7 protein-coding genes are annotated in these 16,231 nt (G+C 75.1%); 5 read left to right on the top strand and 2 right to left on the bottom strand.

Annotated elements, in window-relative coordinates:
* Positions 1-2 precede the first annotated feature (2 nt).
* The 4 genes from ABZ858_RS21290 to ABZ858_RS21305 are packed head-to-tail and all read left to right on the top strand — an operon-like array spanning position 3 to position 10,345.
* Positions 3-410: an acyl carrier protein gene (locus ABZ858_RS21290; protein ID WP_361380632.1), complete on the top strand. Its 408-nt coding sequence runs from the start codon at positions 3-5 to the stop codon at positions 408-410.
* Positions 407-6,862, top strand: a complete 6,456-nt coding sequence (locus tag ABZ858_RS21295) for a type I polyketide synthase (protein ID WP_361380635.1) — start codon at positions 407-409, stop codon at positions 6,860-6,862. Before ABZ858_RS21290 ends, ABZ858_RS21295 begins: the two co-directional genes overlap by 4 nt.
* A gap of 24 nt (positions 6,863-6,886) precedes the next feature.
* Complete coding sequence (locus ABZ858_RS21300; RefSeq protein WP_361380638.1) at positions 6,887-8,749, top strand: polyketide synthase; 1,863 nt, start codon at positions 6,887-6,889, stop codon at positions 8,747-8,749.
* Between the two features lie 24 nt (positions 8,750-8,773).
* Positions 8,774-10,345: a long-chain-fatty-acid--CoA ligase gene (locus ABZ858_RS21305; protein ID WP_361380640.1), complete on the top strand. Its 1,572-nt coding sequence runs from the start codon at positions 8,774-8,776 to the stop codon at positions 10,343-10,345.
* Between the two features lie 80 nt (positions 10,346-10,425).
* On the opposite strand, the gene ABZ858_RS21310 is transcribed toward ABZ858_RS21305, so the two are convergent.
* A complete protein-coding gene (locus tag ABZ858_RS21310; protein WP_361380643.1) occupies positions 10,426-13,656 on the bottom strand; it encodes an amidohydrolase family protein in 3,231 nt (1,076 codons plus the stop codon).
* Positions 13,657-13,864: 208 nt separating this feature from the next.
* Entirely contained in the window at positions 13,865-15,127 is a 1,263-nt protein-coding gene (locus ABZ858_RS21315; RefSeq protein ID WP_361380646.1) for an MFS transporter, read from the bottom strand.
* A gap of 137 nt (positions 15,128-15,264) precedes the next feature.
* On the opposite strand from ABZ858_RS21315, the gene ABZ858_RS21320 reads away from it, so the two are divergent.
* Positions 15,265-16,200 carry a LysR family transcriptional regulator gene (locus ABZ858_RS21320; RefSeq protein ID WP_361380649.1) on the top strand — a complete coding sequence of 312 codons (936 nt, stop codon included), beginning with the start codon at positions 15,265-15,267 and terminating at the stop codon, positions 16,198-16,200.
* Positions 16,201-16,231 lie beyond the last annotated feature (31 nt).

Genomic DNA, 16,231 nt, shown 5'->3' on the forward strand with positions numbered 1-16,231 from the left:
GCATGACATCGCCCGCACCATGGCTGCAGGAACTGAGCGAAACCCCGCCGTCCGAGCGCCGGGCGCGGCTCGCATCGCTCGTCGAGGCCGAGTTCAAGCGCGAACTCATGATGGACGAGACGGACGTACTGCCGCACGACCAGAGCTATTTCGAACTCGGCCTGACCTCGCTGGGCGCCACCGACACCCGGCAGCGCCTGGAGAAGGCGATCGGCCGGCCGCTGGACTCCGCCCAGCTCTTCAACCACCCCACGGTCGGGCACCTCGTCGCCTTCCTGGCCACCGAGGTCCTGCCCGACCTCCTCGCCCCCGCGCAGGAGGCCGCCCCGGCCGCCGCGACAGCCCCCCACCAGGCGGAACCCTCCGTGAAAGACCTGGTCGACGACGTGCTCAAGGAGCTGTACCGGTGACCGAGACCCGCACCGACACCCTGGTCCGACAACTGCTCCTGGAGAAGTACGAACCCATAGCCGTCGTCGGCATGGGCCTGCGTTTCCCCGGCGACAACGAGACCATCGAGGCGTTCTCCGCCTTCCTGCGCGAGGGACGTGCGGGAACCGGGCCGGTGCCCGAGGACCGCTGGGACCAGGCCGCGCTGCAGTCCGCCGAGGAAGCGGCCGGGAAACGCCCCCTCGCGGCCGGCGGGGGATTCGTCTCCGGATTCGACGAGTTCGACCCCAAGTTCTTCAACATCTCGCCCAAGGAAGCCGAGTTCATCGACCCGCAGCACCGCTGGGCGCTGGAGTCCGCCTGGCGCGCCCTGGAATCGGCCAACCTCGACCCGGAGACGCTGCGCGGCGGCAACGGCGGCGTGTACCTCGGTGTCGGCCAGATGGACTTCGCGATCGACGTCGAGGCGCTGGACACCGCGGAACTGGACGCCCATGTCGCCGCCGGCACGGCGCACAGCGCGGCGGCCGGCCGCCTGTCGTACTTCCTGGGCTGGCGCGGCCCCTGCCTGAGCGTGGACACCGCCTGCTCGTCGTCGCTGGTCGCCCTGCACCTGGCCGTGCAGGGGCTGCGCCGCCGCGAGTGCGAGGTCGCCCTGGCCGGCGGCGTCAACGTCAACCACCACCCGCGCAACCACGTCGTGTACTCGCGCGCCAACATGCTCTCCCCGGACGGCCGGTGCAAGACCTTCGACGACGCGGCCGACGGCTACGCGCGCAGCGAGGGCACCGGCATGCTCGTCCTCAAGCGCCTCACCGACGCCCGGCGCGACGGCGACACCGTCCTCGCGCTGGTGCGCGGCTCCGCGGTCCGCCAGGACGGCGAGAGCGGCGGCCTCACCGTCCCCAACGGCACCGCGCAGGCCGCGCTGATGCGGGCCGCCCTGGAGAGCGCCTCCCTGGAACCGGGCGACATCCAGTACGTCGAGGCGCACGGCACCGGCACCTCCCTGGGCGACCCCATCGAGATGGGGTCCATCAACAGCGTGTTCGCCGACTCCCGCGGCGACGGCGCGCCCCTGGTCGTCGGATCGGTGAAGACCAACATCGGGCACATGGAGGCCGCGGCGGGCATCGGCGGCGTCGCCAAGGTCGTCTGCCAGCTGCGGGAGGAGACGATCTACCCGCACATCAACCTGCACACGCCCTCCCGGCACATCCCGTGGGACCGCTACCGGGTGACCGTGCCCACCGGCGGGCCGCGCGCCTGGGAGGCCGACGGCCCGCGCCGGGCCCTGGTCAACTCCTTCGGCTTCGCGGGCACCATCGCCTCGGTCGTCATCGAGCAGGCGCCGCCCGCCCCCGAACGGCCCGCCGCGCCCGCCGGCGGCGCCGACCTGTTCACGCTGTCCGCCAAGGACCCGGCCGCGCTCGCGGCACAGGCCGCGCGCTACCGCGACTTCCTCGCCGACCACCCGGGCGTGGACGTCACCGGCCTGTGCCGCACCGCCAACCTCGGCCGCACCCACCTCGGCGCCCGCCTCGCCGCCCCGGTCTCCTCCCGCGCGGACGTGGACGCCCTGCTCGCCCGCCACCTGGAGCACGCGGGCACCGCACCGCAGGCGCCGGCCGGGTTCCGGGACGCCTCAGTGGCGTTCCTGTTCACCGGCCAGGGCGCGCAGTACCCCGGCATGGGCCGCGACCTGTACGAGCGCTACCCGGTCTTCCGCCGCCACCTCGACGCCTGCGACCGCCTCTTCGCCGCACCGCTCGGCCGCTCCGTCAAGGACATCATGTTCGGCGAGGCACCGGACAGCGCGGAGGCGATCGACCGCACCGAGTTCACCCAGCCCGCGCTGTTCAGCCTGGAGTACGCCACGGCCCGGCTGTGGATGTCCTGGGGCGTACGGCCCACCGTGCTGCTGGGCCACAGCGTGGGCGAGATCGCCGCGGCCGCGCTCGCGGGCCTGTTCAGCCTGGAGGACGCCGTCCGCCTGGTCGCCGTCCGCGGCCGCCTGATGCAGTCCGTCGCCGCGCCCGGCGGCATGACCGCCGTGATGGCCGCCGCCGAGGAGGTGGCCCCCCTGCTGGAGGGGTACGCCGACGTCAGCTTCGGCGCGTTCAACGCCCCGCAGCAGTGCGTGGTCTCCGGCGGCCGGGACTCGCTGGCCGAGATCACCGCGAAACTGGCCGGGCGGGGCGTGCGCACCAAGGACCTGCCGGTCTCGCACGCCTTCCACTCCCCGCTCATGGCCGAGGTCTTCGACGCCTTCCGGGAGGCCGTCGACGGCATCGCCTTCCACGAGCCCCGCCTGAGCTTCGTCTCCGGCGTCACCGGCCGCACCGCCACCCTCGACGAGGTCGGCACGGCGGACTACTGGGTGCGGCACATCGCCGAACCCGTCGACTTCGCCGCCGGCATGGCCGGCGTCCAGGCCCGCGGACGGCACGTGTTCATCGAGGTCGGCCCGGCCGACGCGCTCACCGGCATGGGCCGGCGCACCGACGACGCCGCCGCCCACCTGTGGCTGACCAGCACCGCGCGCACCGACACCGACGCGACCACCGTCCGTACCGCCCTCGCCCGCGCCTACGAGGCCGGGCTGCCCGTCTCCTGGACCGGCTACCACGAGGACCGCCCCGGGCCCCTGGTGGAGCTGCCCGGCTACGTCTTCGGCAAGAAACGCTACCGCCTGCCCGGCACCCGCCGCCCGCGCGCCGTCCCGGCCGCCGCGCCCGGCGGCCTCGTCCACCCGCTCCTCGGCCGGGAAGTGCCCGGCGCGGCCGGGCGGCCCGCCGGCGAGCGCGAGTTCAGCACGCGCCTGGACCCGGGCGCGCCCGCCTACCTCGCCGACCACAAGGTCATGGACCAGGTCGTCTTCCCCGGCGCCGGGTACGTCGAGATGCTGTTCGCCCTCCAGGACGCCGTGCACGGCGAGACCGCGCGGACCGTACGGGACGTGCGCATCCTCGAACCGCTCTTCCTCAAGGACGACGAGCCCGTCGAGGTCCGCACCCGGCTGCGGCCCGAGCCCGGCGCGTCCCCGGCCGACGGCCCGGCCGCGGTCGAGATCGTCAGCCGCGTCGAGGCCCGCGACGGCGTCATCGAACGCGTCCACGCCACCGCCACCCTGGACGCGGCACCCGACACCTCCCGCGCGGCCGCCCTGGAGCCCGTGATCGCCCGGCTGCGCACCGCGGCCCTGCGGCCCGGCACCCCGCAGGCCCGCCACCGCGAGGAGGACCTGTACGAGGGCTACGCCGACCTCGGCCTGCCCTACGGCCCCGAATTCCGCCGCGTCCGCTGCGTCGACCGCTACCCGGACGGCTTCGCCATCGGTGCACTGCGCGGCCTGGACACCCCCGCCCCGGAGCAGCTGCGCGCCTCCCTGCTGGACTGCGCCATGCAGACCCTCGGCGCCGCCGTCGACCTCGACGGCACCTACCTGCCCGTCGGCTTCGGCCGGGTGGAACTCCTCAAACGGCCCAAGGGCGACCTGCGCGTCCTCATCGGCGTCACCCTCGACCGTACGGCCGGTGAACTCACCGCCGACATCGCGGCCCTGGAGGGCGAGCGGCCCGTCTTCGCCGTCGAGGGCGTACGCCTCAAGCGGGTCGCCGCCACCCCCGCCGACCCGGCCGCCCGGATGCTGCTGCGCCCCCGCTGGGCCAAGCGCTCGCTGCCCTCGGCCAAGGCCGCGCCCGGCGCCCGCCGGGTGCTCGCCGTCCACCACGACCCGGCCGCGCTCACCGCGGTCCGGGACCTGCTGGCCGAGGCGGGAACGACCCTGCTGCACGCCCCGGACTCCGCCACCGCCCTGCGCCTGCTGGACGAGCACCCGGACATCACCGGCCTGTGCTGGTTCTGGACCCCCGAGCCCGCCGCCCACGGCGCGGCACGGCTGCGGGCCGAGACCGCGCGCAACTACCGCGACCTGCTCACCCTCACCGGCGCCGCCGAACGCCTCGGCGCCGGCCGCGACCTGCGCGTCCACCTCGTCACCGAACGGGCGCAGTGGCTGCCCGGCGACGGCCCCGGCACCCCGGCGGACGACGCCCTGGCACCCGCGTCCCTGTGGGGCTTCGGCGCCGTCCTGCTCAACGAGTACCCGGCGCTGCGCACCGCCCTGATCGACCTCGAAGGACCCGACCTGCGGCCCCTCGCCGACGAACTGCTGGCCGGGGACGGCGCCGGCGGCGACTTCCAGGTCGCCTACCGCGCCGGGACCCGGCACGTGAAGCGCGTGGTGCCCGCCGCGGCCGACGAGGCCGCCGACGACGGCAACTTCGAGCTGACCGTCACCGAGTACGGCCAGTTCTCCGCGGTCCGCCCGCTGCCGGTCGAGGACCGCGAACCGGCCGGTGACGAGGTCACCGTCCAGGTCCACGCCGCGGGCCTCAACTTCAAGGACGTCCTCAACGCCCTCGGCATGCTGCGCCAGTACGCCCTGGACAACGGGCTGCCGCACGAACCGCTGCCGCTCGGCTTCGAGGCCGCGGGCACGGTCGTCGCGGCCGGCCCCGACGCCCGTTTCCGGCCCGGCGACGAGGTCGTGCTCAGCCGCATCGGCTGCATGCGCCGCCGGGTCACCGTGCCGTCCGCCGTGGTGGTGCGCAAACCGGCCAGCCTCGGCTTCACCGAGGCGGCCGGACTGCCCGCCGCCTACGTCACCGCGTACCACGCCCTGCACCACCTCGCGAAGATCCGCGCCGGGGACAGGGTGCTGATCCACGCCGCCGCGGGCGGTGTCGGGCAGGCCGCCGTACAGCTCGCCCAGCTCGCCGGCGCCGAGGTGTACGCCACCGCGAGCCCCCGCAAGTGGGAGCTGCTGCGTTCCCAGGGGATCACCCGCGTCATGAACTCGCGCACCCTCGACTTCGCCGACGAGGTGCTCGCCGCCACCGGCGGCGAGGGCGTCGACATCGTCCTCAACAGCCTCAACAAGGAGTACGTCCCCGCCGGGCTGCGGACCCTCGCCGACGGCGGCCGGTTCGTCGAACTCGGCAAGATCGGCGTCTGGTCGAGCGAGCGGATGCGCGAGGAGCGGCCCGACGTCGACTACCACACCTTCGACCTCAGCGAACTGCCGCCCGGCGAACTCGACCGGCTCAACCACGACATCCTGACGACGGTGGCCGGCCACATCGAGGCGGGCCGGCTGCGCGCCCTGCCGGCCGTCGGCTACCGGCTCGACGAGACCGAGGAGGCCTTCGGGGTGCTCAGCCGGGGCGCCAACCTCGGCAAGGTCGTCCTCACCTTCCGCGAGGAGCACGAGCGGCCCGCCGCGCCCGTCCGCCTCAGCGACCGCGAGACCTACCTGATCACCGGCGGCCTCGGCGCCCTGGGCCGGGCCACCGCCCGCGAACTGGCACGGCGCGGCGCCCGGCACCTGGCCCTGGTCAGCCGCGGCCTGCCCACGCCCGCCCAGCGGGCCGAACTGGCCGCCGCGCTCGGCGAGGACGTCGAGACCACCGTGCTGCGGGGCGACATCGCCGACCCCGCCGACGTGGCGCGGATCATCGGCACCCTCACAGCCGGCGACGCCCCGCTGGGCGGCGTGGTGCACGCCGCGGGCGTCCTCGCCGACGCCCCGCTGACCGGGCAGACCTGGGAGCGCGTGGAGAGCGTCCTGAGCGCCAAGGTGTACGGCACGTGGCTGCTGCACCGGGCGGTCGCCGACCTGCCCTCGGTGCGGTTCTTCGTCGGCTACTCCTCCATCGCCTCCGTGCTCGGCGCGGCCGGGCAGGCCAACTACGCCGCAGGCAACGCCTTCCTCGACGTCCTCATGCAGTGGCGGTCCGCCGCCGACCTGCCCGGCCTCAGCGTCAACTGGGGCCCCTGGGCGGAGATCGGCATGGCGGCCTCGCTGACCGCCCAGCAGATCAAGGGCATCGAGGACCGCGGACTGAAGTTCGTCCGGCCCCGGGCCGCGCTGCGCGCCCTGTTCACCGCGCTGGCCGGCCCGCACGCCCAGACGATCGCCGGCGAGTTCGACTGGGACGCCTACACCGCCGCCCAGCCGTTCGCCAACGCCCTCTTCCGCGACCTCGTCTCCGACCGGGCACCGGCCCGGCGGCCCGAGGCCGATCTCGACGAGGTGCTCACCCGGCCCAAGGCCGAACGCGAGGCCGCGCTGCGCGCACTGCTGCGCGGCAAGGTCGCCGAGGTGCTGCGCTACGACACCCCCGACGACGTCGACCCCGACACACCGTTCGTCAGCCTCGGCCTGGACTCGCTGGCCTCGGTGGAACTGAAGAACGCGCTGGAGGCCCTGCTGCGCATCCCGCTGCCCGCCTCCACCCTCTTCGACCACCCGGCCGTACGCCCCCTGGCCGCCTTCCTCGACAGCCGCCTCGTCCCGGAGGAACCCCCCGCGGACGGCCCCGCCGACGACGGACCCGGCGACGTACGGGACATGACCGAGGACGAGGCCGACGAGGAACTCGCCGCACTGCGCGAGAGCATGCTCTAGGCGGGACGGAACGGGACGGACGACGTGACGAGCTACATCGACCAACTGGAAGCACTGTCCAGGAAACAGCTCATGGTGATGCTGGCCCGCCGGCACCACGAGCAGACCCAGAAGATCGCCGTGACCGGCATGGGCTGCCGGCTGCCCGGCGGCATCGACGACCCCGCCGCCCTGTGGACCGCGGTGCGCGAGGGACACGTCCTGGACACCGCGTCCGCCGGCGTGCCGGCCGACAGCCTCGGCCGGCCCCGCTGGAACCTCGACGCGGCCGACCTCGCCCCGCTGGCCGGCCGGCTGCGCCAGGGCGCCTACCTGAACGGCGTGGACCTGTTCGACGCCGACTACTTCGGCATCCCCGAGCAGGAGGCGGTCCACATGGACCCGCAGCAGCGGCTGCTGCTCGAAGTCACCGTGCAGGCCCTGGCCGACGCGGGACTGAGCAGGCAGCGGCTGCGCGGCGGCGCCGTCGGCGTCTTCGCCGGCGCCGGGCCCGTGGAGTACCCCTACGCGTGGCTGCGCGGCGGCCTGCCCGCCGGGGCGCTGTCCGCGCACATGAGCACCGGCAGCGCGCCCAGCGCCCTGTCCGGCCGGATCGCCCTGGCGCTGGGCGTGGCCGGACCGGCGGTCACCGTCGACACGGCCTCCTCGTCGATGCTGACCGCCGTGCACCTGGCCGTGCAGGCGCTGCGGCGACGCGAGTGCGACATCGCCCTCGTCGGCACCTGCAACCTGCTGCTGTCGCCGTTCAGCACCGGCATCCTCGACCGGGCCGGGATGCTCTCGCCCAGCGGCCGCAGCCGCCCCTTCACCCGCCGCGCCGACGGGCATGTGCGCGGCGAGGGCTGCGGCGTGGTCGTCCTGGAGCGCCACGCCGACGCCGTACGCGCCGGCCGCCGGCCGTACGCGCTGGTACGCGGCAGCGCGGTGCACGCGCAGGGCGACCGGCCGAGCATGTCCGTGGCCTCCGCCCGCGGGCAGAAGGCCGTCATCGCACGCGCGCTGCGCGACGCCGACCTGGCACCGGAGGAGGTGCGGTACGTCGAGGCGCAGGCGAACGGGTCCCGGCTGGGCGGCCAGATCGAGGCCGAGTCGATCGCCGAGGCGTACGGGCGCCTGTCCCCGGACGCGCCGCCGCTGCACATCGGCTCCGTCAAGGCCAACATCGGCTACCTGGAGACCGCCTCCGGCGGCCCCGGACTGATGAAGACGGCGCTCGCTCTCGACCGCGCCGAACTGCCCCCGCAGCCCGGCGAGGACGACCGCGACCCCGGCATCCCCTGGGACGGCACCTCGCTGCGGCTGGCCTCCCGCGCCCTGCCCTGGCCGGGGCCGGGCCCCCGGCGGGCCGGGGTGAGCGGCTTCGGGTTCTGCGGGACCAACGCGCACGTCGTCCTGGAGAGCGCGCCCGACCGGCCCGCCGCCGAGGGCGACCCGGCCGGGCCCTGGCCGCTGCTCCTGTCCGGCCACCACGCCGCCGCGCTGGCCGCCACCGCCCGGCGGCTGCACCGCAGGCTCACGGACAGCGCCGACTGGAGCCCCGGCGGGGTCTGCCGCACGCTCGCCGAGGGCCGGGACCACCTGGCCGTCCGGTACGCCGCCGTGGTGCACGACCGGGCCGCGCTGCTGCGCGCACTGGCCCGCGCCGCGGACGGGGCCACCGGGACCGCCGGGACCGGCCGCCCGGCCGACGGCGACGGCAGCGGGGGCAGCGACGGGGGCGAGCGCGCCCGCGCCCTGGCCCGGCTCGCCGGCCGGTACACCGCGGGCGACACACCCGACCTCGCCGCGCTGTGGCCCGACGACACCGCCCGGCCCCCGCTGCTGAGGCTGCCCGGACCGGCCCTCACCGGCCGCCGCCACTGGCCCGACCACCACGACTGGACCTGACCGCCCATGGAGGGGACCGCCCGCATGCACTACCCCAATCTCCGGACCGCCGCCGACACCGTGGCCTTCCACGCGGCACACCGGCCGCGGCAGACCGCGCTGGTGTGCGAGGGCCGGGAGGTCAGCTACGAGCGGCTGCACCGCGACAGCAACCGCAGCGCGCGTGCCCTGGCCGCCGCCGGCGCCGGCCCGGGCACCCGCGTCGCCTACCTCGGCAAGGAGTCGGAGCACTACTACGAGATCTTCTTCGCCTGCGCCAAGACCGGCGCCGTCCTCGTCCCGGTCAACTGGCGCCTCGGCCCCGGCGAGGTCGACCACATCCTCGGCGACTCGGGCGCCGAACTCATCTTCGCCGAGCGGGAGTACGCCGACGCGGCACGCCGCACCGGCGCCGGACTCCCCTCCCGCCCCGCCGTCGTGGAACTGGACGACGAGCAGGCACGCGGCGCCGCCTTCACCGCCTGGCGGGCGCCCCACGCCGAGGACGACCTGCCGGCCGGGGCGGGCCCCGACGACCCGGTGGTGCAGCTCTACACCAGCGGCACCACCGGGCTGCCCAAGGGCGTCGTCCTCGCCCACCGCAGCTTCTTCGCCGTCGCCGGCCTGCTCGCCGAGCACGAGCTGGACTGGATCGACTGGGAGCCCGGGGACGTCAGCCTCATCAGCATCCCCGGTTTCCACGTGGCCGGCATCTGGTGGGCCATGCAGGCCCTCAACGCCGGGGCGAAGAGCGTCGTGATGCGGATGTTCGCCGCCCACGACGCCGTACGGCTGATCCGCGAACTGGGGGTCACCACCACCCTCGCGGTGCCCGCGATGCTCCAGATGATGCTGGCCGAACCCGGCGTCGGACCCGACGACTTCCGCTCCCTGCGGAAGGTCACCTACGGCGGCTCACCGATCTCCGAGACCCTGCTGCTGCGGTGCATCGAGACCCTGCGCTGCGACCTGGCGCAGCTGTACGGGCTCACCGAGAGCGGCAACACCGCCCTGTGCCTGCCGCCCGCCGACCACGTGCCCGGCAGCCCCCTGCTGCGCGCGGCCGGCCGGCCCTACCCGGGTGTGCGCGTGGCGGTGACCGACGACACCGGCACGCCGCTGCCCGCGGGCGCCGTCGGGGAGATACGCCTGCGCACCCCGGCCGCGATGATCGAGTACTGGGGCCTGAAGGAGGCCACCGACCAGACCCTGGTCGACGGCTGGCTGCGCACCGGCGACGCCGGCTACCTGGACGAGGACGGCTACGTCTACGTCTGCGACCGCATCAAGGACACCATCATCGTGGCCGGCGAGAACGTCTACCCGGCCGAGGTGGAGAACGCCCTGTGCACCCATCCCGCGGTGGCCGAGGCCGCGGTGATCGGGGTCCCGGACGACAGCTGGGGCGAGGCGGTCCGCGCCTTCGTCGTGCTGAAGCCCGGGACGGCGGCCAAGCCCCGGGAGCTGAAGATGTTCCTCCAGGGCCGCCTGGCCGACTTCAAGTCCCCGGGCGGCTACGAGTTCGTCGACCGGCTGCCCCGCAACCCCAGCGGCAAGATCCTCCGCCGGGAACTGCGCGACCGCTTCTGGTCGGACCGCGACCGCCAGGTCAACTGACCTGCGCGCCCGGACGGGCGGTGGACGGGGGCGGGGGACGGGATTCCGCCCGCCCGCCGCCCGTCCCGGTCCGCCGGTCCCTAGCGGCAGCACCCCCGGTGCCGCCACTCGGCGCCGTGCCAGTAGGCGGCCGTGTCCCGCAGCGCGGAGGGCGCCGCCGCCCGCACCCGGTTGGGGCGGGCGGGCCGCGCACCGGCCGCCGCCGGGCGGCGGAACGGCTCCAGCAGCTCCGGCACGGTGTGCAGCCTGCCGTCCACCATCACCTGGCGCACCGCCGCCGCGGCGGAGACATCGCGCAGCGGATCGCCCGCCACGAACGCCAGGTCGGCCAGGTACCCGGGCGCGACGGCGCCCAGCGTGTCGCCGAGCCCCAGGCAGCGGGCGGCGTTGCCGGTCGCGGTGGTCAGCGCCTCCCACGGCGCGAACCCGTACTTGGTCAGCGCGCGCAGGTTCTGGTGGAGGCTGATGGCGATGTCGTCCAGCGCCGCGTCCGTGCCCGCCACGACCAGCCCGCCGGCCCGGTGCACACGCAGCAGCATGTCGCAGTCGCCCACCGTCCAGGCGTGGTTCAGCTCCGCGTCCGGACCGGAGGCGGCGCTGTCCGCCTTCTGCCGCAGCCGCGCGTACTCCCAGTCGGGGAACAGCACCCGGGTGCGCTCGTCCTCGACCAGGGACCGGTCCCCGGCCAGCAGCTCGGTGGCGAACAGCGTGGTCGTGGAGATCCACATGCCGGTCGCGGCGAGCAGGTCCACGGAGTCCTGGAAGGTGCGGCCCGCGGCGAAGCTCAGCGTGCGCGAGTAGCCGAGCCGGTTGCCGCCGCCGGTGTGCTCCATCCCGTCCAGCCCCACGCGGGCGGCCGGGTACAGGTAGTGCGAGGTGACCGGCACCCCGGCCGCGTGCCCGCGCTCCACCAGCTCCTGCTGGAGGTCGAGCGGCAGCCGGATGTAGGACTTCAGCAGGTCGTAGCGCAGCGCCAGGGCGCGCCGCAGGTCACGGTCGAGCTGGGCACGCGAGAACACCGGGCGCATCACCCGGTGCCGGCCCCGGGTGCCCTCGAAGCCGTCCCCGGAGCCGAAGTACCGCGGCCCCACCCGGGCGCCCGCCGCCAGCGCCTCCCGGTTCTCCACCATCTGGTACGCGGGATCGCCCGGCGTACGGCTGGTGGTCACGCCGTACGCCAGCCAGGCCCTGCCCTGCCGGTCGCCCCACTGGGGGCCGCGCCAGTGCCAGTGGTTGTGCGTGTCGATCAGGCCCGGCATGACGGTGAGTCCCGAGGCGTCCACGACCTTGCCGCCGCGGACGGCACCGCGGCGCGCCACCTCGGTGATCCGGCCGTTCTCCACGACCACGTCCACCTCGTGGCGCAGCCGGTCGCCGCCGCCGTCCCACACGGCCCCGGCCCGCACCACGGTCCGTCCCGCAGGGGCGGGCCTGTGGCTCCAGGTCAGCCGGGTGGGCAGGGTGCGCGCGCCCTTCCCGTCGAGGCCCACGGCGCGCAGCCGCCCCTCGCTCAGGTAGAGCAGGGTCGCGCTGCGGGCGCCGATGGACAGCGAGTCCGCGGTGTCCTCGGTCAGCAGCTCCGGCCCGCCGGTGATCCGGCCGCCGGCGTCCACCGGCACCCGCCACACCTGGCTCTCGACGCCGACCACGAGATGCCTGCCGTCCGGTGTCCACAGGGGGCCGTCGCCGCTGCGGGTGGACAGCGACCGCTCCGGCGCGACGGCCTGGTAGCGCACCTCGTGGGTGTCCAGGTCGACGGTGAGGATCTGGTTGTGCCCGTTGCCCTCCGCGCGCCGGGAGTACGGGGCGACGGCGGCCAGCGCGATCAGCCGCCCGTCGGGGGACCAGGCCGGCGGGCCCGGCTGGTACAGCTCGTCGACGACCTTGGTGACCGAGCCGTCCGCGACCGTCAGCACCCAGGTGGCGCCGCTCTCGTCCTGGTACGCGATCCGGGTGCCGTCGGGCGACCAGCGCGGCGAGAGCTGGGCGTCGGGCAGGTCGGTGAGCCGTTCGTCCGTACCTCTGGCGACGTCGTGGCGCCAGAGGTTGGCCGTGCCGGCCCGGTCGCTGACGTAGACGAAGGAGCGCCCGTCGGGCGACCAGTCGGGGGAGGCGTTCCAGTAGCCGTCGGCCACGGCCTTGCGCGGCCGCGCGCCCTCGGTCAGCAGCCACAGGGCGTTGAGCGCGCGCACGACGACAGTGCGCCCGTCCGGCGAGAGCGCGGGGTCGGCGAGGCCGAGGAGCCGCTGCGGGCCCCGGGAGGTGAGGTCGGGCGCGCGGCGCGGATGCCGGTCCGCCCGGGGCACGCTCACGGTCGCGCTGAACGGGACGTCGGTCCGCTCGCCGCGCAGGGTGCGGCGGCGGATGCGCCCGTCGGCGGTGTACAGCAGTTCGCCGGCGGACAGCCAGACGGGCGCCAGCGGGAACACGTCCTCGTCGTCGGTCAGTTCCCGCCCGTCCAGCATGAGGGCCGCGCGCGGCCCGGTCACCTGCACATAGGCCAGGCGCTGCCCGTCCGGGGCGAACGCGGGCGCGTACAGGACCGCGCCGGCGGCGCCGGTGAGCAGGGTCTTCGTCGCCCCCGAGCCGACGTCGACCGACTCGATGGCCGTGCCGTCGGCGACGTACGCCACCCGCCGCCCGTCCGGGGACCAGGTGGGCATGGCGAGGTCGCGGTCGCCCCGCGTCAGCGCGCGGGTCCGGCCGCTGCCGGTCTCCAGGACCCAGATACGCCCGGCGTGCCCGCGGTCGGAGGAGAAGGCGACGAGCCGCCCGTCCGGCGAGAACTTGGGCTCCTGGTCGTACGCCGGCCCCTCGGTCAGCCGCCGCAGCCCCGTCCCGTCGGCGCCGATCCGCCACAGGTCGTACGTCCCCTCGCGGAACGACTGGAACACCAGGCTCCGGCCGTCGGGCGCCCAGTGCGGCTGCGTCGCGTCCTGGTCGTCCGCGGTCAGCCGGCGCGCGGCGCCGCCGGCCGCGGGCAGCAGCCAGATCGCGTTGAGCGCGTCGAGGGCGAGCGTCCGCCCGTCGGGCGAGAGGGCGACGGCGAGGTTGGCGCCCTCCCGGGCGACGACCCGCGTCTCGGCGGCGGCGCCGCTACCTTCCGCCACCGCACCGGCCGACCCCGCCCCCGCTGTCGCGGAGGTGCCGGAGGTGTCGGCGGCGGTGGCGGCGGTGGCGCTGTCCACCGCACCGGCCACCGGCAGGAGCGCCCCGAGCCCCACGGCACCACCGCGCAACAGCGCGCGCCGCGGCACCCCGGTGCCTTGCTCCCCGTCCCCGGCCTGCGGTGCGAAACTGCTGGACGTCATGGAATCCCCCCGTCCGAAGGCCGCGGCCCACTGCGGCCGCCGCCGGTGATCCGGCCCGTTCACGCGAGTGCTGCACGCGCACGGCTGTGACACGTGTACCTGCGTGCGATGCCGCAACCCTATCGCGCGGGCAGTGATGTAGGCAGTAATACGTGTACGCTGCAACGCAATTGACGGGCCGTCAGATAGGTCGGGTGGATCAGGTGCGTCAAGCGTGGCTGCCCGCCGACTCCTGCTCCGGTTCCGGTTCCGGCTCGGGTGCCGTGACATGGTCGGGCCGGGGGAGCAGGAGCGGGGTGGCCAGGATGAGCAGTCCCGCAACCGCGAGGGTGGTGCGGGGCCCGGTGACGCCGGCGAGGAGGCCGCCGAGCGCGGTGAGGACGGCGATGGCCGCCTGCTGGCCGACCGACCAGGCCGTCAGGGTGCGGGCGACCAGCTGCCCGGGGGTGTGTTCGAGCCGGTAGGTGGCGAGCACCGGCGTGTACAGGCTCATGTTGACGATGATCGCCAGCTCGACGGCCATCACGGTGACGAGACCGACGACACCGGGACGCACGAAGGCCAGGCCGATCAGCCAGACCGCGCGCAGGGTGCCGACCGTCCGGAAGACCCTGGCCCGGCCGTACCGGGCCACGACCCGGCGGGCCAGCCGGGAGCCGACGAGCCCGCCCAGACAGGGCGCGGCGAAGGCGAGGCCGTACTGCCAGGGCGGGAACCCGAGCTGGCGCAGCAGGAGCACGGCCAGCACCGGTTCGGTGGCCATGATCAGGCCGGCGACGAGCACTTGGTTGAGATAGAGCGCCCGCAGCCCGGGATGGCCCATGATGTGCCGCCAGCCGCCGAGCAGCGCGCCCGCCCCGACCGGGCTCTTCCCCGACGCCCGCGGCGCCTCCTCCCGGCCGCGGATCGCGATGATGCCCAGCGCGGACAGCAGATAGCTGAGCGCGTCCGCCACCACGGTGGTGACCGGCCCGAACAGGCCGATCGCCGCCCCGCCCAGCGGGGGCCCGACCGCGATGGAACTCCAGTTGGTCGACTCGAAGCGCGCGTTGGCCACCAGCAGGTCGTCCGGCCGCACGAGCGCCTTGAGATAGGCGCCGCCGGCCGCGTTGAAGGCGATCTTGGCCGCGGCCGCCACGGCCGACACCCCGAGCAGCTGGACGAAACCGAGCCACCCGAAGGCATAGGCGAGCGGGACCGTCGCCATGACCGCGAACCGGGTCAGATCCATCGCGATCATGACCGGGCGCTTGCGCCGGAACTCCACCCACGGCGCGAGCGGCACCGCGATCAGCGCGCCCACCGCCGGCCCCACCGCGGACAGCGCGGACACCTCGGCGGGACCGGCGTGCAGGGCCAGCACGGCGATCAGCGGGAGCGCCCCGAACCCCAGCCCGGACCCGTAGGCGCTCACCGCGTACGCCGCCCACAGCCAGCCGAACCGCCGGCCCAGTCGTCTCCTGCCCACCATGCCCAGCGCGCCCCTCGATGATCCACACGAACAAACCGACGTTGACCGGTGAGAGCCAACCGGCAGCCCGGCCCCAGGTCAAACAACCACCCGGCCGATCCGGCACAACCATTGGTTGTCCCCTAGGGTGGATCGGCGTGGACCTCGAAGCCGTACGCACCTTCGTCACCGTGGCCGGAGCGGGCCAGTTCCAGAAGGCCGCCACCGACCTGTCGATCACCCAGCAGGCCGTCTCCAAGCGTGTCGCCGCCCTCGAACGCGACCTCGGCGTCCGGCTGTTCACCCGTACGCCGCGCGGCGCCGACCTCACCATCGACGGACAGGCGTTCCTGCCCCACGCGCGCGAGCTGTTGCGCGTCGCCGAGCGCGCGGTCACCTCGGTGCGCGCCGGCCGCCGTCCGCTGCGTGTCGACGTGATCAACTCGCGCGGCGCGGCCTCGGGCCTGATGCGCGGCTTCCACCGCGCGCACCCCGGCATCGACCTCGACGTGGTGATGCTCTTCGACATCGAGACCGCCGTCGCCGCGCTGCGCTCCGGCTCGATCGACGCCTCCTTCCGGGCGGTGGCCGCGCCCGGCCGGCCCCTCCCCGAGGACATCGACGCCGTCCGGGCCGTCGACGAACCGCTCCAGCTCCTCACCGGCCCCGACCACGCGCTCGCGGACGCCCGGTCGCTGACCGTCGCCCAGCTCACCGGTCACCGGATCTGGATGCCCGGCCTGGCCCCCGGCACCGAGTGGTCCGCCTACTACGACGACCTCGTCGCCGAGTTCGGCCTCACCATCGAGGCGACCGGCCCCAACTTCGGCTCCGACGCGCTCCTGGACACCATCGCCGACACCCCGGCCCTGGCCACCTTCATGGGCGAGCACACCCGCCTGATCTGGCCCGCCGGCCACGGCCTGCGCCGCATCCCGGTCACCGGCCCGACCCCCGTCTACCCGCACGCGCTCCTGTCCCACCGGGACAACCCCCACCCGGCCCTGACCACCCTGCGCACCCACCTCGCCACCACGACGGCCGCCCACGATGTCCCCGGGACCTGGACACCGGCCTGGACCCACCCGCGCTGACCGGCCCCGGGGCCCGGCAGCGGGGCGGCGG

Source organism: Streptomyces sp. NPDC047017, from assembly GCF_040644175.1.
Taxonomy (GTDB): Bacteria; Actinomycetota; Actinomycetes; order Streptomycetales; family Streptomycetaceae; genus Streptomyces.

What these genes read in the sequence shown, in the direction of transcription:
- ABZ858_RS21290 (WP_361380632.1), top strand. Translation starts at nt 3, where the DNA reads ATGACATCGCCCGCACCATGGCTGCAGGAACTGAGCGAAACCCCGCCG.
- ABZ858_RS21305 (WP_361380640.1), top strand. Translation starts at nt 8,774, where the DNA reads ATGCACTACCCCAATCTCCGGACCGCCGCCGACACCGTGGCCTTCCAC.
- ABZ858_RS21310 (WP_361380643.1), bottom strand. Translation starts at nt 13,656, where the DNA reads ATGACGTCCAGCAGTTTCGCACCGCAGGCCGGGGACGGGGAGCAAGGC.
- ABZ858_RS21315 (WP_361380646.1), bottom strand. Translation starts at nt 15,127, where the DNA reads ATGGTGGGCAGGAGACGACTGGGCCGGCGGTTCGGCTGGCTGTGGGCG.